The organism is Klebsiella aerogenes KCTC 2190, assembly GCF_000215745.1.
Lineage (GTDB): Bacteria > Pseudomonadota > Gammaproteobacteria > Enterobacterales > Enterobacteriaceae > Klebsiella > Klebsiella aerogenes.
In genome coordinates this window covers 4,045,193-4,063,603 of record NC_015663.1, presented here as the reverse complement: position 1 = coordinate 4,063,603, position 18,411 = coordinate 4,045,193, and the positions used below count along the sequence as shown (strand labels likewise).

The 18,411-nt window shown below is 52.1% G+C and carries 19 protein-coding genes; 13 read left to right on the top strand and 6 right to left on the bottom strand.

What is annotated here, in order from left to right:
* Positions 1-132: 132 nt before the first annotated feature.
* Together EAE_RS19195 and EAE_RS19190 are read right to left on the bottom strand one after the other, a co-directional pair.
* The gene (locus tag EAE_RS19195; protein WP_015705374.1) at positions 133-1,440 is read right to left on the bottom strand and encodes an OprD family outer membrane porin; all 1,308 of its coding nucleotides are present in this window, start codon (positions 1,438-1,440) and stop codon (positions 133-135) included.
* Between the two features lie 61 nt (positions 1,441-1,501).
* Positions 1,502-2,299 (bottom strand): histidine phosphatase family protein, encoded by a 798-nt coding sequence (locus EAE_RS19190; RefSeq protein ID WP_015705373.1) that lies wholly within the window; start codon positions 2,297-2,299, stop codon positions 1,502-1,504.
* Between the two features lie 361 nt (positions 2,300-2,660).
* Here EAE_RS19190 and surE point away from each other — a divergent pair, with 361 nt between their 5' ends.
* From surE to EAE_RS19165, 5 genes are all read left to right on the top strand, one after another.
* Positions 2,661-3,530, top strand: coding sequence for a 5'/3'-nucleotidase SurE (surE, locus tag EAE_RS19185; RefSeq protein WP_015705372.1), 870 nt, complete (start codon positions 2,661-2,663; stop codon positions 3,528-3,530).
* A gap of 176 nt (positions 3,531-3,706) precedes the next feature.
* Complete coding sequence (locus EAE_RS19180; protein ID WP_015705371.1) at positions 3,707-4,294, top strand: hypothetical protein; 588 nt, start codon at positions 3,707-3,709, stop codon at positions 4,292-4,294.
* Positions 4,291-5,610, top strand: coding sequence for a sensor histidine kinase (locus tag EAE_RS19175; protein ID WP_015705370.1), 1,320 nt, complete (start codon positions 4,291-4,293; stop codon positions 5,608-5,610). Before EAE_RS19180 ends, EAE_RS19175 begins: the two co-directional genes overlap by 4 nt.
* Complete coding sequence (locus tag EAE_RS19170) at positions 5,610-6,227, top strand: response regulator transcription factor (protein WP_015705369.1); 618 nt, start codon at positions 5,610-5,612, stop codon at positions 6,225-6,227. Before EAE_RS19175 ends, EAE_RS19170 begins: the two co-directional genes overlap by 1 nt.
* Before the next feature lie 95 nt (positions 6,228-6,322).
* Positions 6,323-6,820 carry a GlcG/HbpS family heme-binding protein gene (locus EAE_RS19165; protein WP_015705368.1) on the top strand — a complete coding sequence of 166 codons (498 nt, stop codon included), beginning with the start codon at positions 6,323-6,325 and terminating at the stop codon, positions 6,818-6,820.
* Positions 6,821-6,863: 43 nt separating this feature from the next.
* On the opposite strand, the gene EAE_RS19160 is transcribed toward EAE_RS19165, so the two are convergent.
* On the bottom strand, positions 6,864-8,099 hold the full coding sequence (locus tag EAE_RS19160) for an MFS transporter (protein WP_015705367.1): 1,236 nt from the start codon (positions 8,097-8,099) through the stop codon (positions 6,864-6,866).
* A gap of 272 nt (positions 8,100-8,371) precedes the next feature.
* Between EAE_RS19160 and EAE_RS19155 the strand changes: the two genes are divergently transcribed.
* The 4 genes from EAE_RS19155 (at position 8,372) to EAE_RS19140 (ending at position 12,018) form a co-directional block, all read left to right on the top strand.
* On the top strand, positions 8,372-8,638 hold the full coding sequence (locus EAE_RS19155) for a type II toxin-antitoxin system TacA family antitoxin (protein ID WP_015705366.1): 267 nt from the start codon (positions 8,372-8,374) through the stop codon (positions 8,636-8,638).
* Positions 8,626-9,111 (top strand): GNAT family N-acetyltransferase, encoded by a 486-nt coding sequence (locus EAE_RS19150; protein ID WP_015705365.1) that lies wholly within the window; start codon positions 8,626-8,628, stop codon positions 9,109-9,111. Before EAE_RS19155 ends, EAE_RS19150 begins: the two co-directional genes overlap by 13 nt.
* 71 nt (positions 9,112-9,182) lie before the next feature.
* A complete protein-coding gene (locus EAE_RS19145) occupies positions 9,183-10,799 on the top strand; it encodes an FAD-NAD(P)-binding protein (protein ID WP_015705364.1) in 1,617 nt (538 codons plus the stop codon).
* Between the two features lie 118 nt (positions 10,800-10,917).
* Positions 10,918-12,018, top strand: a complete 1,101-nt coding sequence (locus tag EAE_RS19140; protein ID WP_015705363.1) for an NADH:flavin oxidoreductase/NADH oxidase — start codon at positions 10,918-10,920, stop codon at positions 12,016-12,018.
* A 56-nt stretch (positions 12,019-12,074) separates the two neighbouring features.
* Here the strand turns inward: EAE_RS19140 and EAE_RS19135 are convergent, their stop codons facing one another.
* On the bottom strand, positions 12,075-12,233 hold the full coding sequence (locus EAE_RS19135; protein ID WP_015705362.1) for a YqaE/Pmp3 family membrane protein: 159 nt from the start codon (positions 12,231-12,233) through the stop codon (positions 12,075-12,077).
* A 260-nt stretch (positions 12,234-12,493) separates the two neighbouring features.
* Between EAE_RS19135 and uxuA the strand changes: the two genes are divergently transcribed.
* On the top strand, positions 12,494-13,564 hold the full coding sequence (gene uxuA / locus EAE_RS19130; RefSeq protein ID WP_015705361.1) for a mannonate dehydratase: 1,071 nt from the start codon (positions 12,494-12,496) through the stop codon (positions 13,562-13,564).
* Positions 13,565-13,633: 69 nt separating this feature from the next.
* On the top strand, positions 13,634-14,968 hold the full coding sequence (locus tag EAE_RS19125) for a gluconate:H+ symporter (RefSeq protein ID WP_015705360.1): 1,335 nt from the start codon (positions 13,634-13,636) through the stop codon (positions 14,966-14,968).
* 49 nt (positions 14,969-15,017) lie between these two features.
* Here EAE_RS19125 and EAE_RS19120 read toward each other — a convergent pair whose 3' ends face one another.
* Positions 15,018-15,503, bottom strand: coding sequence for a lipoprotein (locus EAE_RS19120; RefSeq protein WP_015366666.1), 486 nt, complete (start codon positions 15,501-15,503; stop codon positions 15,018-15,020).
* Positions 15,504-15,586: 83 nt separating this feature from the next.
* Entirely contained in the window at positions 15,587-15,760 is a 174-nt protein-coding gene (locus tag EAE_RS25040; RefSeq protein ID WP_015705359.1) for a hypothetical protein, read from the bottom strand.
* A 95-nt stretch (positions 15,761-15,855) separates the two neighbouring features.
* Between EAE_RS25040 and EAE_RS19115 the strand changes: the two genes are divergently transcribed.
* Together EAE_RS19115 and EAE_RS19110 are read left to right on the top strand one after the other, a co-directional pair.
* Positions 15,856-17,232, top strand: a complete 1,377-nt coding sequence (locus tag EAE_RS19115; RefSeq protein WP_020078891.1) for a pyridoxal-phosphate dependent enzyme — start codon at positions 15,856-15,858, stop codon at positions 17,230-17,232.
* Between the two features lie 9 nt (positions 17,233-17,241).
* Complete coding sequence (locus tag EAE_RS19110; protein ID WP_015705357.1) at positions 17,242-18,387, top strand: trans-sulfuration enzyme family protein; 1,146 nt, start codon at positions 17,242-17,244, stop codon at positions 18,385-18,387.
* Positions 18,388-18,411: the final 24 nt, after the last annotated feature.

The following is an 18,411-nucleotide window of genomic DNA, read 5'->3' as shown; positions in this document are numbered from 1 at the left end:
CAACGGTAATCTCCAGTTGTCAGATTAATCGCGGACAACAACTTTTGCTGCCCGCGCTTAAAACATCGTTATCAACATGGCGGCTTAACCGCTCATCGTTCGCCATCGCTTTCGAGCGGCATGTCATCTCGATCAGAACACCTTAAATCGATATTCCATGATCACTTCCGACGACAGCGTGTTTGTACGTGTATAATGACCGTCCGTAAGGACTGGCGTTTTACCTTGCGTCTTATATGACCATCCCGGCCCGAACATCGCCCAAAAAGTGAAGTTTTTAAACATGGACTGCGTTGGAACCCAACGGCTAAAGGCGTTGATTTCTCCGGTACGGACATGATTTCCTTTATAGTTAAATTGCCCGATGTTTCCCGCCAGGCCAACGGCTAATTCTGGCGTTAATCGATATTCGGTGATGTTCGCCAGCACCAGTTCCCCATCCCGCATGTAATCATCGCCAGCGTAGGCCATAGAAATAAACGTTCCCCGGGAATTTTTACTCATGTGGCGTGGATAAAACCCGACTTCACCTGCTTTTTTAGCATTGGTGTAGCCAATGCCCATTTTGCTATTCCAGCGTTCACCTTTCCAGGTCGCGTCCAGCGCAAAATGCCAGGCGTTATTGTCAAAATCCCGTTTGCTCGCAGGCATTGCGCGGTAACTTTCCATCGCGTGGGTGCCGTAGACTTGCGTTCCAATCGTTAGTTGCGAATCCGCCCGAAACTGCGTAAACAGCAGGTGCCGTTGCAGGTAGTTTTTACTCTCACCATAAGCATACTGTGCATCGAAATTTTTCCCTCTCCAAAGAATTTCTCCGCTTGCCAGATGGCTAATATATTCACCGGTATTGGTCTGGAATCGCTTTTTATCTGGTGAGTTTCTGTCCATGGAATTTTCAAGCCACGCCCCTCTTATGGTAAATGGGCCGTAGCTTACAGCACTGCTTACGCCGGAATACGTTGTTGGAGAAAGCCGGTTTGACGTTGAAATAACGCCATAATTTTTCAGCATCTGCCATCCCCAGCGCGCGTTTAACTGAGCCCCAGAAAGCGTGTAGTTAAGCTTCACGTTACGTTGGCCGAACTTGGAATATCCTTCGGCGTTGCTTTTTTTGTTACCTGTACCATTATTATAAAGCACGCCGCGGGAGTTGAAATAGTCGCTGGCACCCAACTTTATCGCACTATAATACGACACATCGAAGCCGATAATATCTGCAAAATAACCAGACTGGTATTCTGCTGAAAATCCCTGCCCCCAGGCGTTGTGTACATGTTTAGGATTGGCATTTTCCTCCTTAAGATATTTCCAGTAATTCTTTGCAGAGACAGTGAGCTGTGAGTCAGTAAAAAAAGGATCATCAAAAATAGTGTCTGTAGCGGCCCATACAGGCGTAACCAGCCCGCACGCTATTAACGCGGAAGTTATGTTCTTATACATTTTTATTTCCTGAGAAAAGATCCGCCATAGCTTATTTATGGCGGAAAACTAAACTGTAAGATTATTTGTGATTTAGTGATTTTTTGCCTGCTTCAACGTATTTCATGGTGCCAATTTCTGGCACGCTGTATTTACCATCGTGATACGTGATTTTCACCACTGCAGCATTCGACAATGGCAGATTTTTGGCCGGGTCGTCCGTCAGATCGGAAATCATTATCTGAATCGCCGTGCCTGAAGAAATGGCCAGAATATTTTTATCACCCTCTTTTTGAGCATTTTCTACAATAGTTGCCAGCGCAGCTTGTGTCCGTACTTTTACTTGCTCATAGTTTTCCGCTAGCTGTTTAGGATCGGATTTGGCCAGCGCGTTCTGGCTTTCCTTTACCGAGAGCGTGCCTGCTTTCATCGCTTTAAAAAGCGCTTTGCTGTCCGTCATTCCTAGCGTGTGTGCGCCTGCATTGGCCATATCGACATTATAACCGCCTTCAAAACCACCAAAAAACGCCTCTCGCAGACCTGTCATTTCTGTTAAATGATAATCCGTTACGCCAGCCTGTTTAAGAATCACTGCCATGGTTTCGCGCTGCCGCCCCGCATCACTGGAATAAAAACGATCAAATTTTATCCCTTTGAGTCCCTCACCTAAATATTGAGCAACCTGCACCCCATCCTTCGTCAATGGGGAATCAATCCAACCTTGCACGCGATCAAACGAATTAAGCAGCGTTTTACCATGGCGCGCAAAATAAATATTGATGACCTCCTGCTGGTCATTTTTATCATTCGTGTTCGCCATCAGCAGTGGACTGGTAATGGCAGTAACTGCCATTAAGACACCCAGAAATAATTTTTTCATTTTAAAGAATCCTTTTTCATAGCCCAAAAAAAAACCTACGTACTCTTCAGCCCCCTGGTATTGAGGTGGAGAAGAAAACGTAGGTTTTGCCTGTTGAAACAGTAACAATCCAGCTACTGTCGACCCTATCACTAATGTTTTTGAATTGCACCTAATCTATAGCGATGATTTATGTAATTGTGATCCTCCTCATATCAACCGTATTCCCATCTGGACGTTAATATCTGCAGTACGTATTTTAAACTCTCTTGGGATTGTTACTGTTTCAGGCAAAACCTAAGGCCGTTTCTGTACTCGTTGCAGGAGCGGCCTTAGGTTTTTTTTTGCATTTTAGTTACCCTCATGAATAACAGGAGTTACGATGAACAAGTCATGTATTGCCGCTGCGCTGATCTCTGCATTCGCTTTTACCGCAAGCGCCGCACCGCTAAAAATTTTGATTGTCAACGACGATGGTTGCGAATCCACGGGCAGTATTTCGCTTCAGGAAAAACTCACGCAAAAAGGTTTTGAGGTGTGGATGGTTGCTCCAGCCACCAATCAGAGCGGCATCGGTTCAGCCATTACCTTCAAAACGGGTAAAATCTTTGATGTAAAGAAGGCTGCTGATAAACGCTACTGCTTCCCGGGAACACCCGCCGATGCGGTTGATTTTGGCTTACGGGGATTACTCATTAATAATCCGCCGGACCTGGTTATTTCTGGCGTCAACGATGGCCCGAATACAGGAATGGCTCAGGTCAATTCAGGGACGGTAAGTGCGGCAGCCAGGGCTGTACGTTATGGTTTCCCGGCGATTGCGGCCAGCATTGGGTATATCTTTACCGAAGATGAAATGAAGAATAAATGGCCAAGTACACATAAATATTGGCCTGATGCGGTGGATTATGTGGTTGATGTTGTTGAAACGCTGAATCATAAACAGGTTTCTGGAACACCTTTATTGCCTAAAGGGTCGGGCTTAAGCATTAACTATCCGCCGCTGCCAAAATCAAAAATTAAAGGTGTGCGCTATGTTGAAAATGAGATGTTCCCTACCCCACAGATTGGTTATGATATTTTGCCTGATGGACGCGCTAAACAAACCATCAATCCGGAATCGTTAAAGACAGTAGAGAACGATACCGATTCCGGCTGGCTTAATAAAGGTTATATCACCTATAGCCTCTTTGATGGGGCAATGAACGCCCCGCAATTCCAGGCGCAATATGAAGAACTGTTGAGTAAATAATTCACCAGACTAGCTCACAACCTTGCACTATCATCTTCACGCCTGCCAGCGTCACACTTAATCGCTGGCAGGCGACGTTTTCATTTTTTATCGCCGCACAATAAAATTGTTAAAGCCTACATCTAAGTTGTACTATGCGTATCATATAAACCATTAGGGCGCTAATGCACGGCGTAATGAAATATATTAATGACAGTCTCAAACTGGGTACCATCGTTGAGCAAAGAATAAAGGAGCGGGATCTTAAGCAGCTAGAGTCCGCGAAAATGGACTTGATGGAGCGTATGGGAACGTCTGTCGGTTTGCATACCGCAGGTGTGCCTTTTATCTCAAGCGCGTTGTTAAGCGTGGTAAGTTTCGCTATGCCGCAGCTAACGCTTTGGGGGGCCATCTTTCAATGGTTTTCCTGGCCCGCGCATGCTGTTTTTGCTGGTATCATCCCCACAGGTTTACTCTACTGTCTGCTGATCTTCCCGTCGATGACGCTGTTCTCTCGAGGTTTTCTGGCTGCGCTTAAGTTCTATCTAAGTCTGATTTTCCTGACCGCCGCGCTAGCCGCGGGAAATCTTATTTACGCATTCACTTTGGTATTCATATGTGGCGGGCATGCCGGCTTGCTTATAGGCGCTTTGGTTGGTGTATTATTTAGCGCTGGCAGCATCAAACTCGTTAACAGTGCTATGTTTGTAAAAACCTCAGCATTTTATTTGCATAATCGAATTTGGCGCTGGCAATTAAAACAACATGTACAGAATACAGTATGATAAAAATCCTCTACTGGCTCATCCTCACACTGCTAAGCGCAACGGGGCTTGGCGCCTGGTTTCTTCAACAGCAATATGACGCGCGCTCCGCCGACTTCCGCATCCTGTATCGCGAAATCACAGTAAAAGTGTCGCAGCACGATGCCATCATCCCCCTGCTTCCGTCCGGTCAAAACGCCGCCGAAGTCCAGCAGATCCTGCCGCAGATTGTGCAATGGCGGCGCTATGATTCCCTGGAGCCACGACGCCCCATCGTCGCGCAAAGCCCCGCACGCTACTGGCTGAATCTTCCGGGCATCTCCCTGCTGATTGATTTGAACACCCTACTTAACAGTCTCAATGAGAAAAAGACATTCAAACATCTTGCCATTCGTTGGGACGGTACCACGTTGTTTGAGGACGGTACCGCATCTGCCAACACCTGGTGGCGCTGGGAGAAAACTGTTGCCAGCCCAACACAACCGCTGTTCATTAGCGCAGGTGATAACCCGCAATGGCATCAACTGCCGTGGTGGCTGATACTTTCACCGGCACTGTTCTGGGCGGTGATTATCTATCTTGTTAATCAGTATCGAACCAATAAACGCCGACGGGATATCGCCGATCTACGCACCCGCTATGGCGAACTGACTCGCCTTAACACCATGGGCGAGCTGGCCGCTGGTATCGTGCATGAGCTTAATCAACCTTTAACCGCCATTATGAGCTATAACCAGGCGGCAGTGCGCCTGATTAAAAAAAACGATCCCGTAAAGATCCCCGAACTGCTTGAGGCCTCAGTGTTGCAGATAAAACGCATTGACGCCCTGCTCAGCCAGTTTCGTCTCAAGCTAACCAGCAAGCGCGCCGAATATCAGCCGGTTGACCTACCGTCGCTGTGGCTACGCGTGTGCGAATTACTGGATAATGAGATCCGCGCCGGTAAAGTTCGTATCTCCAGCCATTTTCCGTCGGACCTACCCGCGCTTCCTGCGCCGCCGCTGTGGGTAGAGCAAATACTGCATAATATCGTTAGCAATGCCATTCAGGCACAAAGCATAAATGTTCCAGGTAGTGCGTGGATTCATCTGCAAGCCGTGCGGGTAAATAACGGTATCGCTTTAACTCTTACTGATGGCGGACCAGGGTTATCATCTGAAGCGCTGGAGCAGGTTTTTATACCGTTTTATACCACCCGTACTGATGGTGTGGGACTCGGCATGGCCCTTGCGGATACCCTTGTTCAGCGTCTTAATGGCAAGATAGAAGCGAGCAATATCACCGGACAAGGCGCTTGCTTCCGGTTATGGTTTCCGCTGCGCAATGAGGAGAAGTAATGGAGCAGTACATCTGGTTAATTGATGACGATGCGGCAATACGCGATTCATTAAGTCTGCTGCTCTCAACCGTTGGCTGGCAGACGCAGGCGTTTGATAGCGCACACGCTTTTCAACATCAGGCAGGGAATCTAGCCGAATTAACCGGCTGTATGCTGCTGGATATCCGCATGCCGGGGAAAACCGGGCTGACGCTGCTCGATGAGTGGCGCCAGCTAGGTCTAACCTTGCCGGTTATTATTATGACCGGGCACGGTAATATTGATTTATGTCGTCGCGCCTTCAAAAATGGCGCCTTTGAATTTTTAACCAAACCCATTGATGCCGACCTGTTATTCGAAGTGGTCGGCGAAGCGATGGCGCAGCAAAAAGCGCATCTTGAACGACAACAAATATTACTGCCGCTGCAGGAAAAACTCGCCACCCTTACCGCCCGTGAGCATGAAATGCTCCAGCAGCTGCTTCAGGGCTACTCCAGTAAAGAAATCGCCCGTTTATGCTCGCTATCGCCGCGTACCGTCGAAGCGCATCGCGCCAATATTTTTAGCAAACTTGAAGTTAACTCGCTGCCCAAATTGTTGAAGATTTACGCTGATGTCGCCAGTGGTTCTAAGTAAAAATACCTGGTACGTTCAGTATTCGCGGCAATAGTCGCCATGCTCCTTCCCTCCTAGTATTGGCCTATCGCCACTCAATACGACGGAGCATCACCATGAAACGTATCCTTCTTAGCGCCATCCTGCTGGGCAGCCTGGTCACGACCGCCAGCGCCGCAACGGGCGTTCTCAGCCAGAAAAATTTGTCAGTGGAGCTCGCGGATAAAATCGCGCAAAGTACGCTACAGGCCTGCGCCAAAGACGGCTATAACGTTGCCGTCACGCTGGTCGACCGTTCCGGTACACCGCTATTAATGAAGAGAATGGATAATGCCGGCCCGCACACCGTCGAAGCCAGCCGAATGAAAGCATTCACCGCGCTAACCACTAAAAACGCCACCAGCAATGTCATGAAAGGTTCTCAGTCCAACGCCGGAGCCGCGAACCTGCGAGATATACCCGGTTTTCTGCTATTAGCTGGCGGAGTGCCGGTTAAGATGGGCAACCAGGTCATTGGCGCGGTTGGCGTCGGCGGCGCGCCGGGGGGAAATTTTGACGAAGCCTGCGCGATTGCCGGGTTGCAATCTATCGAAGGCGAGCTTAACCAGGGCTAATCCAACGCGGGTAGACTATTGCTACCCGCATCGTCATAACGGGTTACCGACTCACATGCTGCATGGCGTTTTGCTCAACCGCCCCGCTTATCTTCTTCGCCCGGCTTTCATGACCAAAGAAGGTCAGGATCGCGATAATGATCGCCACCGTACCGGCGACGATTGCCATCGCCAGCCCATAGTTTTGACCATGATGTTCCGCGATCGTGGCCTGTAACGTCGCATTAACCGAAGCGATAAGATTACCCAGTTGATACACAAAGCCCGGCAGCACCGCACGGGTATTCGCTGGAACCAGTTCATTCAGATAGGTCGGCACTACGCCCCAGGCGCCCTGAACCATAAACTGCATCAGGAATGCCCCGATTCCCAGCATCAGCGAACCGCTAGCGAATGCCCACAGCGGGATAACCGGTAGTGCCAGCAGCGAGGCGGTTATAATGGCCTTTTTTCGGCCAATCTTCTCGGAAAGCGAACCGAACAGCACCCCGCCGATGATCGACGCAATATTGTAAGTGACCGCGATAATACTGATCGTTTTCGGATCAAAGCCGTGCTGCACTTTTAAAAATACCGGATACAGGTCCTGGGTACCGTGGGAGAAGAAGTTGAACGCCGCCATCAGTACCACCAGATAGCAGCATAGTTTCCAGTGCGTTTTCAGTACCGGCAGCAGCGCCGTGCTTTCCTTTCTCTCTCGTGACGCCAGCCATACCGGTGACTCCTGCACGCAGAACCAGATAAACGGCAGCAGTAAAATAGGCGCAGCGCCGATGACAAACATCCCGCGCCAGCCGAGTAATTCAAATAGCAGCCCATAAGCGACGGCGGCAATCAGATAGCCAAACGGATAACCGGCCTGGAAAATTCCGGACATCAGACCTCGGGAACGATCCGGAATGGTTTCCATTGACAGCGACGACGCCACGCCCCAAATACCGCCCATCGCCACGCCATACAGCACTCTTAAGACCAGAAAAATCGTTAATGACGGCGCCGCAGCAGACAGCAGCTCGAAAATCGAAAAGAAGATGATATTCAACATCAGGATCGGCTTACGGCCATATTTTTCGGCGAGCCGGCCAAAAATGAGCGCGCCGATAGGCCGTACGGCAAGCGTCAGTAGTATCGCCAGCGTGACCTTTTCCAGCCCAACATGAAACGTCTGGGCAATGTCACTCAGTAAGAAGACGAGGAGGAAAAAATCGAAGGCATCAAGTGTCCAGCTTAAGAAGCTGGCAATGGCGGCATTGCGCTGTAGTGAAGTCCAGCCTAACATCGTGTTATCCCTATCCTGGCACAGCGGCCTGGAGATGTAGCAGCTAGCCGAAAGAACATGCAGGGCCAACTGCATATGTAAATGTAAAGTTTCTTAAGTTACCCATATGTTAAATACACCCAATAATCGTATGGCTGCAAGTTAATTAGCATGCTAATTTGTTTCAAATTAAGTATATGTCTCCTGATAGACCGTGCAGACAGAATGTATAGCATTTGCTATACACCTGTTCTACAATGAGCTGTATACCAATTGCTATACGGGAAAAGAAGATGAAATCAGATATCCAACTCAACATCCGGGCGAAGGAGTCCCAGCGGGCGCTGATTGATGCGGCTGCCGAAATTCTGCACAAATCACGGACCGACTTTATTCTTGAGATGGCCTGCCAGGCGGCAGAAAACGTAATTCTCGACCGCCGGGTGTTTAACTTAAGCGATGAGCAATACGCCGAATTTATCGACATGCTGGATGCGCCGGTTGAAGCTAACCCCGCTCTCGATAAATTGCTGGCGAGAAAACCGCAATGGGAAAAATAAGCGCGCCTGCACCGCTATCTTCACACCATCAGATCGCGGAATTTTGTTGTGGAGAAACGGTTCTCGATCAATGGCTGAAACAGCGAGGATTGAAAAACCAGGCTCAGGGCGCCGCGAGAACCTTTGTGGTCTGCAAGGAAGAGAGCCATCAGGTGGTGGGGTTTTATTCGTTAGCAACCGGCAGCGTTAATCACACGGAAGCCACTGGCGGCCTGCGGCGCAATATGCCCGATCCTATCCCGGTCATCATTCTCGCCCGCCTGGCGATCGACTGCGCGTATCACGGACAGGGGCTGGGAGCTGATTTACTCCATGATGCGCTCTTACGCAGTTATCGCGTTGCCGAAAATGTTGGCGTTCGTGCCCTGATGGTCCATGCCCTGACCGATAGCGCGAAGCGATTCTATTTACACCACGGATTCAAAGCCTCCACCACCCAGGAACGCACACTTTTCCTCGCGTTGCCTAAATAACTCCACCTTTCGTCATTTTCTCTACCACACTTATCTTTCAGTTCGGGAACCACACCAAAGGAAGGATAACGATGAAGAAAGTGGCGATTGTCGGCGTTGGGCCGACCGGGATCTATACTTTTCATTCCCTGGTTGAACGGGGTGAGCCGCTGGAGATAGTGCTCTACGAGCAGGGTGAAGAGGCTGGCGTCGGCATGCCTTATAACGATGAGCATAACTCAGCGCAAATGCTGGCGAATATCGCCAGTATCGAAATCCCCCCCATCTACATTACCTATCTGACGTGGCTACAAAATCAGAGCGAAGACTGGCTCACCCGGTATGGCATTGAGCGTGAGGCCTTACATGAGCGGCAATTTTTACCGCGCGTGATCCTCGGCGACTATTATCGCGATCGGTTCCTGGCGCTGTTGGAGAAAGCCAGGTTAGCGGGTTTCAAAGTTAGCGTGCGCGAATCCTGCGAGGTTACCGATCTCCAGGCGGAACAGGATGGCGTCAAACTGTGGATTAATCACGTGCCCACAGCGGAACGTGCGGATTTTGCCGTTATCGCCACCGGTCATCTCTGGCCGCAGGACGATGATTCTTCCCGCGAATATTATCCCAGCCCCTGGAGCGGTTTGATGCAGGCGCAGATAGCCCCCTGCCGGGTCGGTATCATGGGGACTTCACTCAGCGGCATTGATGCTGCCGTCGCCGTCGTCATTCAACATGGCCATTTTACGACTGACGCCGATGAGAGCGTCCATTTTCGGCTTAATGACGCGAGTCATAAACTCCATATCACCCTGATGTCACGAAACGGCATCCTGCCCGAGGCCGATTTCTACTGTCCCATCCCCTATGAACCGCTGGAAATTGTCACCCATCAGAGGCTGGAAACGGCCATCGCTGAGGGTAGTGAGGGATTGCTGGATCGCGTATTCCAGCTTATCGTCAGGGAGCTGGAACTCGCCGCGCCGCACTGGTGTAAGCAGATAGGCTTACGCCAGCTCACCGCGGATACGTTCAGCGACGCCTGGTTTATCGACAGAAAACGACACGATCCCTTTGCCTGGGCGCAAGCCAATTTGCAGGAAGTGGAACGCAACAAACAGCAACAGCATACCGTGCCGTGGCGGTATACCATTCTGCGATTGCATGAAGTGATTGAGATGATTACGCCGCATCTTAACGAACGCGACCGCGAACGCTTTAAAACAGGGCTCGCCCGGGTATTTATCGATAATTACGCGGCCATTCCATCGGAATCGATTCGCCGCCTGCTGGCGCTGCGTGAGGCCGGGGTGATTAGTATTTTGCCGCTCGGGGCCGATTATCAACTGGAAGTTCAACCACAACGGACGGTCATTCACCATCACAACCAACGCAGCGAATTTGACGTCTTTATTGACGCCAGAGGCCAAAAGGCGCTGAAGAGTAAAGACATCCCTTTCCCGACGCTGCGCCAGCAACTTCTCGCCTGCGGTGATGAGATCCCGGATATCGGTGATGATTACACCCTGCAGGCGCCGGCGTGCGCTCGCGGCCGCATTGCCTTCGGCGCGCTGCCGTGGTTGATGCATGACCGCCCTTTCGTTCAGGGCCTCGTCGCCAGCGCGGAAATCGGCGCCGCGATGGCGAGATCGGTTTCACAGCAGGCCAGCGGCCGCCGGCGCAAGCTGTGGTTCAGTCATGAAGAGTGGTGATCCATCAGCATGCGAATAACGACTAACCGCGTCTTAAGCGCAACAACGGAAAAGAGACCGCCATCCAGGCATGTTACAACTACAGGTTATCAGGTAGCACAACGCTTACGAGGTACATATGAGTCAACTATTTAGCCCTGCGCGAATTGGTAAACTGGCGCTGGAAAACCGGATTGTCATCGCCCCGATGTGTCAGTACTCCGCCGAAAACGGCAAGGCAACCGCCTGGCACCGCATTCATCTTGGACAGCTGGCTTTTTCCGGCGCCGGTTTGGTGATTATTGAAGCCAGCGCCGTTGAGCCCGCGGGTCGCATCTCCCCGGCGGATGTCGGCCTGTGGGATGATGAAACCGAAGCCGCCCTGTACCGGGTACTGGAAGATGTTCGCGCCTATTCAACAACCCGCATCGGTATCCAGCTGGGGCATGCCGGGCGCAAAGCCTCCGTCGCTGCCCCCTGGCTTGGCGGCGGTCAGTTGGCGCTGGATAACGGCGGCTGGCAAACCGTCGCTCCATCCGCGCTGGCATTTCATGACGGCGACCGGGCACCGAAAGCGCTGAGCCATGACGATCTGGCGCGGCTTAAACAAGCCTTTGTTGATAGCGCGCGTCGCGCTGAACGCCTGGGAATTGAACTGATAGAGCTGCATGCCGCCCACGGCTACCTGTTGCACCAATTCCTCTCGCCGCTGAGCAACCAGCGAACAGATGAATACGGCGGTTCGCTGGAAAACCGCTTACGTTTCCCGCTGGAGGTTTTCCAGGCAATACGGGAGGCGGTCAGCGAAAATATCGCCGTCGGCGTACGGCTTTCGGCGACAGACTGGGTGGATGGCGGTTGGGATACGGCGCAATCCATCGTCTTTAGCCAGCAGCTTGAAGCGCTGGGTTGCGACTATATTCACGTCTCCAGCGGCGGGTTGTCGCCGCAGCAGGCGATTCAGGTCGGTCCTGGCTATCAGTTACCGTTCGCCCATGAAATCCGCCAGCAGATCAACGTTCCGGTCATTGGCGTAGGGTTAATTACCGAACCGCAGCAGGCTGAAGATGCACTGCAAAACGGCGACGCCGATCTGATTGCCATCGCCCGCGCGGCGCTCTACAACCCACACTGGCCGTGGCAGGCTGCGGCGGCTCTGGGGGCCCAGGTTAGCGTGCCGCCGCAATACCTGCGTTCAGAACCGCATGGGCTGAAAGGCACGCTAAAATCTAATCGCTGAAGCTTCACGCTATGAACGATAGCGGCGCGAATGCGCCGCTAAATTATTGACAGGAATTAATCGCGGGTTTGTACCCAGAACGCGTGAATAAGGCCAGGAATATAGCCCAGCAAGGTCAGAATTATATTCAGAATGAATGCCCAGCCCAAGCCTTTACCCAGCAGTACGCCCAGCGGCGGCAGGATGATAGTAAATACGATTCTCCAGAAACCCATACACTCTCCATACAAACAAAATTAACGACTTAAAAAAGAGACTTCGTCTCTAAGCATAGTAATTCTACCTGATGCCGTCACGTTAACCGCCCCCTTTACCCGATTTTACGCATCTTGTAATGAGCATTACGTCAGCGTGTGCAATTCATCCGATGTATGGTTTTGTGAGTTCGATCATGTCCCCCTCTCCGCATTGTCGTTATCCTTAACCCAACTTGTATGGTAGTAGACTATAAACAACGCGGTAAGGAAAAGTTTTCATGCAAATGACGATGCGCTGGTTTGGGCCAGACGAAGATAAAGTCACTCTTGAGCAGATCCGTCAGGTTCCTGGAGTGGAAGGTGTGGTCGGCGCGCTGTACGACGTACCGGTTGGCGAAGTCTGGCCACGGGAGAAAATTAAGGCGTTAGTCGAGCAGGCCCACGCTAACGGTCTGACGATGGAAGTTATCGAAAGCGTGAATATTCACGACGCGATTAAAATCGGGCTGCCGGAGCGCGATCGCTATATCGCCAACTATCAGCAAACGATCCGTAACCTCGCCGCCTTTGGCGTTAAGGTCATCTGCTACAACTTTATGCCGGTTTTCGACTGGATGAAAACCGACATGAACTACCGGCTGGCGGACGGTTCGCTAACGATGGCTTTTGAAAAAGCCGGCATCGATAAAACGCTGGAACAGGTCGTCGCGGAAGTGCTCAGCAACGCCAACGGCTATGCCCTGCCGGGCTGGGAGCCCGAACGTTTAGCGCAGGTACAGACGTTATTCGACAGCTATAAAGCGGTCGATGATGACAAACTGCGAGAAAATCTGCTCTATTTCCTGGAGAAAATTATTCCGGTCTGCGAAGAGGTCGGCGTGAAAATGGCCATTCATCCTGACGATCCGCCGTACTCTATTTTTGGTCTACCGCGCATTATTAAAAACCGCGACGATCTCGACTGGTTGTGTCGCGCGGTGGATTCACCGGCAAACGGTATTACCTTATGTACCGGCTCTATTGCCGAGGAGCCGCAAAATAACGTTTATCAAATCCTCGCGGAATTCAGCCAGCGCGGGCGCATTCATTTCGCTCATGTCAGAAATATTAAAATCATAAAAGACAAAGATTTCTACGAATCGGCGCACCCTACCCGCTATGGCTCGCTCGATATGTACCGGGTGATGCAGGCGCTGCACGACAACGGCTTCGACGGCTATATTCGTCCCGATCATGGCCGTTTTATCTGGGGAGAAACCGGCCGTCCGGGATACGGCTTATACGATCGCGCGCTCGGCGCCACTTACTTACTGGGATTATGGGAAGCGCTGGAAAACCAGCACGCCTGATCCGCTCGTCACCCAAGTGCCGGAATTCTCCGGCACTGAAAATAATAAAATCTCTATTGGGAGGATGCCATGTCTCCAGCCCTGGCTCTGCTATGGGTGGTGGTCGGTATTGCGCTACTGGTCATCATGAATCTGAAATACAAAGTTCACAATATTTTCGCCTTATTAATTGCCGGCCTGTTCGTCGCCGTTATGGAAGGTGTGCCCCTCGATAAAATCGTCTCGATGGTTCAGCAAGGACTGGGCGGAATAATGGGACACCTGGCGCTGATCATTATATTCGGCGCTATCATCGGCAAATTTATGACCGAATCCGGTGCCAGCCAGCAGATTGCCGATACGGTAATCAGACGTTGCGGCACCCGTTATCTGGCGGTCGGCTTGATGTTTATCGGCGTCATCTTCGGCATTGCCATGTTTTATGAAGTGGCGTTTTTGATTGCTATGCCGCTGGTTCTTAACATCGCCAGCAAAGCCAATATCCCGTGGATGAAACTGGTTATTCCGACGGTCGTCGGCGCCACCATGGGACATAGTTTATTTCCGCCACAACCGGGGCCGGTTGCATTAGTCAGCGCCTTCCAGGCGGATATTGTTCAGGTTTATCTGTACGGCATTATCGTGATAGTCCCGGCGCTGTTCTGTGCGGGGATCCTGTTACCTGCCTGGCTTCCGGGTATCCGCGAAATGAAGCTGAATGCCATGATTCAACCGCAGGAGGAGAAACCTGCCGACGCGCTGCCGTCGTTTGCGGTCAGCATTGCCATTCCGCTGATCCCCGCGATATTGATGATTGCGTCTTCGCTGATTCAGTCGCTGTTTGGCGCGGCCTCTTCTGCGGCAAAATTCTTCCAGTTCCTCGGTAGCGCGGAAATTAGCATGCTGTTGGCGACCGGCGCCGCAATCTGGCTGCTCGGCTGCCGCCGCGGTATGAACGCCGTTCAGGTTAACCACTGCGTCACGGACTCGGTCGCCAGAATTGCCAACGTCCTGTTCGTCATCAGCGCCGGCGGCATTCTCAAACAGGTTATTATCGATTCCGGCGTCGGCGACCATATCGTTACGATGATGAGCCACGTCCCGCTGTCGCCGTTTATTATCGCCTGGCTGATTACCGCTATTATTCGTATTCTTACCGGCCAGGGCGCCGTTGCGGCAATTACTTCAGCCGGGATTGTTTCGCCAATGGTTACCGCATTTCATCTTAATCCAGCGCTGATGTGCCTGGCGGTGGCCTGTGGTAGCAATACCATTACTTTGATGTATGACGGCGGCTTTTTACTCTTTAAGGAAACGTTTGGCATCTCGATGCGCGATACCTTTAAGACCTGGGGCTTACTGGAGCTCATCAACTCGGTGGTGGGTCTGTTGATGGTGTTATTACTGAGTCTGTTTATTTCCTGAGAAACGCATCGCGGCGGCGACAATACCGCCGCGGTAAGCACTCAAATATTTACTGTTGGCCGGCCGGCGCCTGCTGCGCTGGCGCTTGCTCCGGCGCGATACTCTCTTTTATTTCTTTGGTCTTATTGGCGGCATCGGCGGAAAGCTGGTTGGCTTCAACGATGGCGTTATCTTTAATTTTTCCCGCCTCTTTCATGATCGCATCGCTTTTTTGCTGCGCATCCTGTTTTACCGCATCCGCTTTATTTTTCGCATCCTGGGCAATCGCGTCAGCTTTCTTGTCGGCTTCAGATTTAATACTGCTGGCCTGAGTTTTCAGGCTATCCGCTTCATTATTGGCCTGCGTTTTGATGTCGTCGATCTGCTTATCCGCTTCTTGCTTAATGGCCCGCGCTTTATCGGCGGCCGCATCTTTAATTTGTTCCGCGTTATCTTTGGCCTGATCCAGTTTATTGTCGACTTTCGATGAGTCATCGCAGCCAAACAACGCCAGGCACAATGCAGAGGTAATCAGCGTTTTATTCCACAGTTTCATCAGTATTCCCTTATCGGTCCAGGTGGTAATCCAGTGACGGTCATAGCCTTGCCGTATCGGCAGAGTCAATTTATTTATAATCGCTATGCCTGGAGAGTCAAGCTATCGATAATTTTCAGTAATGCTTTGCCGGAAAATGCATAGACCAGCCAACGCCAGCGGCTAATTTGCTTAAAAACAAGGCAAAAAACCGCTATTCCAGCAATCGATACGCCCGGGCGGATAACCTGCTTTCCTTCTGGATGGCTAAAAAGCATCTTATATTCCATTTTGCGCTAAACGGCAGATTTATGTTCTTTAAAATGCCGTTTTTACAGTTCTACCATTCAGCTATCTCGATACGAATGGATAAATGGTTATGTCACTCTTTCACTCTGTAAGCGACCTGATTGGTCATACCCCGCTGTTACAGCTGCATAAACTGGATACCGGCCCGTGCAGCCTGTTCCTGAAACTGGAAAACCAAAACCCCGGCGGTTCGATAAAGGATCGCGTGGCGTTGTCGATGATTAATGAAGCCGAGCGCCAGGGAAAACTGCGCCCCGGCGGCACCATCATTGAAGCCACCGCCGGTAATACCGGGCTGGGGCTGGCGCTGATTGCCGCGCAGAAAGGCTACAAACTGATCCTGGTGGTGCCGGACAAAATGAGCCGCGAGAAAATTTTCCATCTGCGTGCGCTGGGCGCCACCGTGCAGTTAACCCGCTCGGACGTCAACAAAGGTCATCCCGCCTATTATCAGGACTACGCCCGCCGTCTGGCGGATGAAACGCCGGGCGCGTTTTATATTGACCAGTTCAATAATGAAGCCAACCCGTTGGCTCATGCCACCACTACCGCGCCGGAGCTGTTTGAGCAACTCGATGGCGACATTGACGCCGTGGTGGTTGGTGTCGGCTCAGGCGGTACCCTGGGCGGTTTGCAGGCATGGTTTGCGCAACACTCGCCGAAAACCGAATTTATTCTTGCCGATCCTGCGGGCTCGATTCTGGCGGATCAGGTAGAGACCGGGCAATACGGCGAAACCGGCTCCTGGCTGGTGGAGGGGATCGGCGAAGATTTTATTCCCCCGCTCGCCCATCTGGAGAAGGTGCGCAAAGCGTGGCGCGTGACCGATCGTGAAGCGTTCGCCACCGCCCGGCAGCTGCTGCAAGTGGAAGGTATCCTCGCCGGCTCGTCAACGGGCACCCTGCTGACAGCAGCTCTGCGCTACTGCCGGTCGCAGTCCACCGCTAAGCGGGTGGTCACCTTCGCCTGCGATAGCGGTAACAAGTACCTGTCGAAAATGTTCAACGACGACTGGATGCGCCAGCAAGGTCTGCTAAGCCGCCCGACGCGCGGCGATCTTAGCGATTTTATCGCCCTGCGTCATGATGAAGGCGCAACCGTCACCGCCGCGCCCGACGATACGCTGGCTGCCGTCCTTGCTCGTATGCGCCTGTACGATTTCTCCCAGTTGCCGGTGCTGGAAAACGGCCACGTGGTTGGCATCGTCGATGAATGGGATCTGATAAGCCACGTCCAGGGCGACAGCCGGCGTTTCGCGCTACCGGTCAGAGAGGCTATGACCCGCCATGTCGAAACCCTGGATAAGCACGCCCCGGAAAGCGCGCTTAAAGATATCTTCGACCGTGGACATGTCGTGGTCGTTACTGATAACGATCGGTTTATCGGCCTGATTACCCGTAGCGACGTCCTGACCACCTGGCGTAACCGACTGGAACAATAAGGAACGAACATGAAAAATTTACAGACGCTCAGCGTCCATAGCGGCATTTTTAACGACCAGCATGGCGCGGTGATGCCACCAATTTACGCCACCTCTACCTTTGCCCAGCCCGCGCCGGGCCAGCATACCGGCTATGAATATTCGCGTAGCGGCAATCCGACCCGCCACGCGCTGGAAACGGCCATTGCAGAGCTGGAAAGCGGTAGCCGGGGTTTTGCTTTTGCTTCAGGCCTCGCGGCCATTTCCACGGTACTGGAACTGCTGGATAAGGATAGCCATCTGGTGGCGGTAGATGATGTCTATGGCGGCACATACCGGCTGATTGAAAATGTTCGCCGTCGTAGCGCCGGTCTGCAAGTGACCTGGGTCAAACCTGACGATCTGGCAGGCATCGAAGCCGCGATCCGCCCTGATACGCGGATGATTTGGGTGGAAACGCCGACCAATCCGTTACTCAAGCTGGCGGATCTTGCGGCCATTGCCGAGATTGCCCGTCGACATAACATTATCAGCGTCACCGATAATACCTTTGCCTCACCGATCATCCATCGCCCTATCGAACTGGGCTTTGATATCGTGGTGCATTCAGCGACCAAATATCTCAACGGTCATTCGGATGTCGTCGCCGGGTTGGCGGTGGTTGGCGACAATCCGACGCTGGCCGAGAAGTTGGGCTATCTGCAAAACGCCGTCGGCGGCGTACTTGACCCATTCAGCAGCTTCCTGACGCTGCGCGGCATTCGCACCCTGGCTCTACGGGTGGAACGTCATAGCAGCAACGCTCTGCTGCTGGCGGAATGGCTGGAGCAGCAGCCGCAGGTCGAGAAAGTGTGGTTCCCCTGGCTCGCCAGCCATCCCCATCACGATCTGGCCCGCCGACAGATGGCCCTGCCAGGCGGTATGATTTCCGTTGTGGTCAAAGGAGATGATGACTACGCCGGGCGCATCATCAAAAAACTACGGTTATTTACGCTGGCGGAAAGCCTGGGGGGTGTGGAAAGCCTGGTGAGCCAGCCATTCAGCATGACGCACGCCTCCATTCCGCTGGAACAGCGGCTGGCGAATGGCATAACGCCGCAGTTGATTCGACTCTCGGTAGGTATTGAAGATCCGCAAGACCTGATCGCTGACTGGCGAAACGCGCTACGTGAGTAAACGCTAACCCCGCGCGCGGCGCGG

Bases quoted from the DNA above. Each gene is read 5' to 3' on its own strand.
- EAE_RS19160 (WP_015705367.1), bottom strand. From the start codon at position 8,099: ATGTTAGGCTGGACTTCACTACAGCGCAATGCCGCCATTGCCAGCTTC.
- surE (WP_015705372.1), top strand. From the start codon at position 2,661: ATGAACAAGTCATGTATTGCCGCTGCGCTGATCTCTGCATTCGCTTTT.
- EAE_RS19140 (WP_015705363.1), top strand. From the start codon at position 10,918: ATGAGTCAACTATTTAGCCCTGCGCGAATTGGTAAACTGGCGCTGGAA.
- EAE_RS19180 (WP_015705371.1), top strand. From the start codon at position 3,707: ATGAAATATATTAATGACAGTCTCAAACTGGGTACCATCGTTGAGCAA.
- EAE_RS19195 (WP_015705374.1), bottom strand. From the start codon at position 1,440: ATGTATAAGAACATAACTTCCGCGTTAATAGCGTGCGGGCTGGTTACG.
- EAE_RS19110 (WP_015705357.1), top strand. From the start codon at position 17,242: ATGAAAAATTTACAGACGCTCAGCGTCCATAGCGGCATTTTTAACGAC.
- EAE_RS19190 (WP_015705373.1), bottom strand. From the start codon at position 2,299: ATGAAAAAATTATTTCTGGGTGTCTTAATGGCAGTTACTGCCATTACC.
- EAE_RS19145 (WP_015705364.1), top strand. From the start codon at position 9,183: ATGAAGAAAGTGGCGATTGTCGGCGTTGGGCCGACCGGGATCTATACT.
- EAE_RS19170 (WP_015705369.1), top strand. From the start codon at position 5,610: ATGGAGCAGTACATCTGGTTAATTGATGACGATGCGGCAATACGCGAT.
- EAE_RS19115 (WP_020078891.1), top strand. From the start codon at position 15,856: ATGGTTATGTCACTCTTTCACTCTGTAAGCGACCTGATTGGTCATACC.
- EAE_RS25040 (WP_015705359.1), bottom strand. From the start codon at position 15,760: ATGCTTTTTAGCCATCCAGAAGGAAAGCAGGTTATCCGCCCGGGCGTA.
- EAE_RS19165 (WP_015705368.1), top strand. From the start codon at position 6,323: ATGAAACGTATCCTTCTTAGCGCCATCCTGCTGGGCAGCCTGGTCACG.
- EAE_RS19120 (WP_015366666.1), bottom strand. From the start codon at position 15,503: ATGAAACTGTGGAATAAAACGCTGATTACCTCTGCATTGTGCCTGGCG.
- uxuA (WP_015705361.1), top strand. From the start codon at position 12,494: ATGCAAATGACGATGCGCTGGTTTGGGCCAGACGAAGATAAAGTCACT.
- EAE_RS19125 (WP_015705360.1), top strand. From the start codon at position 13,634: ATGTCTCCAGCCCTGGCTCTGCTATGGGTGGTGGTCGGTATTGCGCTA.
- EAE_RS19175 (WP_015705370.1), top strand. From the start codon at position 4,291: ATGATAAAAATCCTCTACTGGCTCATCCTCACACTGCTAAGCGCAACG.
- EAE_RS19150 (WP_015705365.1), top strand. From the start codon at position 8,626: ATGGGAAAAATAAGCGCGCCTGCACCGCTATCTTCACACCATCAGATC.
- EAE_RS19135 (WP_015705362.1), bottom strand. From the start codon at position 12,233: ATGGGTTTCTGGAGAATCGTATTTACTATCATCCTGCCGCCGCTGGGC.
- EAE_RS19155 (WP_015705366.1), top strand. From the start codon at position 8,372: ATGAAATCAGATATCCAACTCAACATCCGGGCGAAGGAGTCCCAGCGG.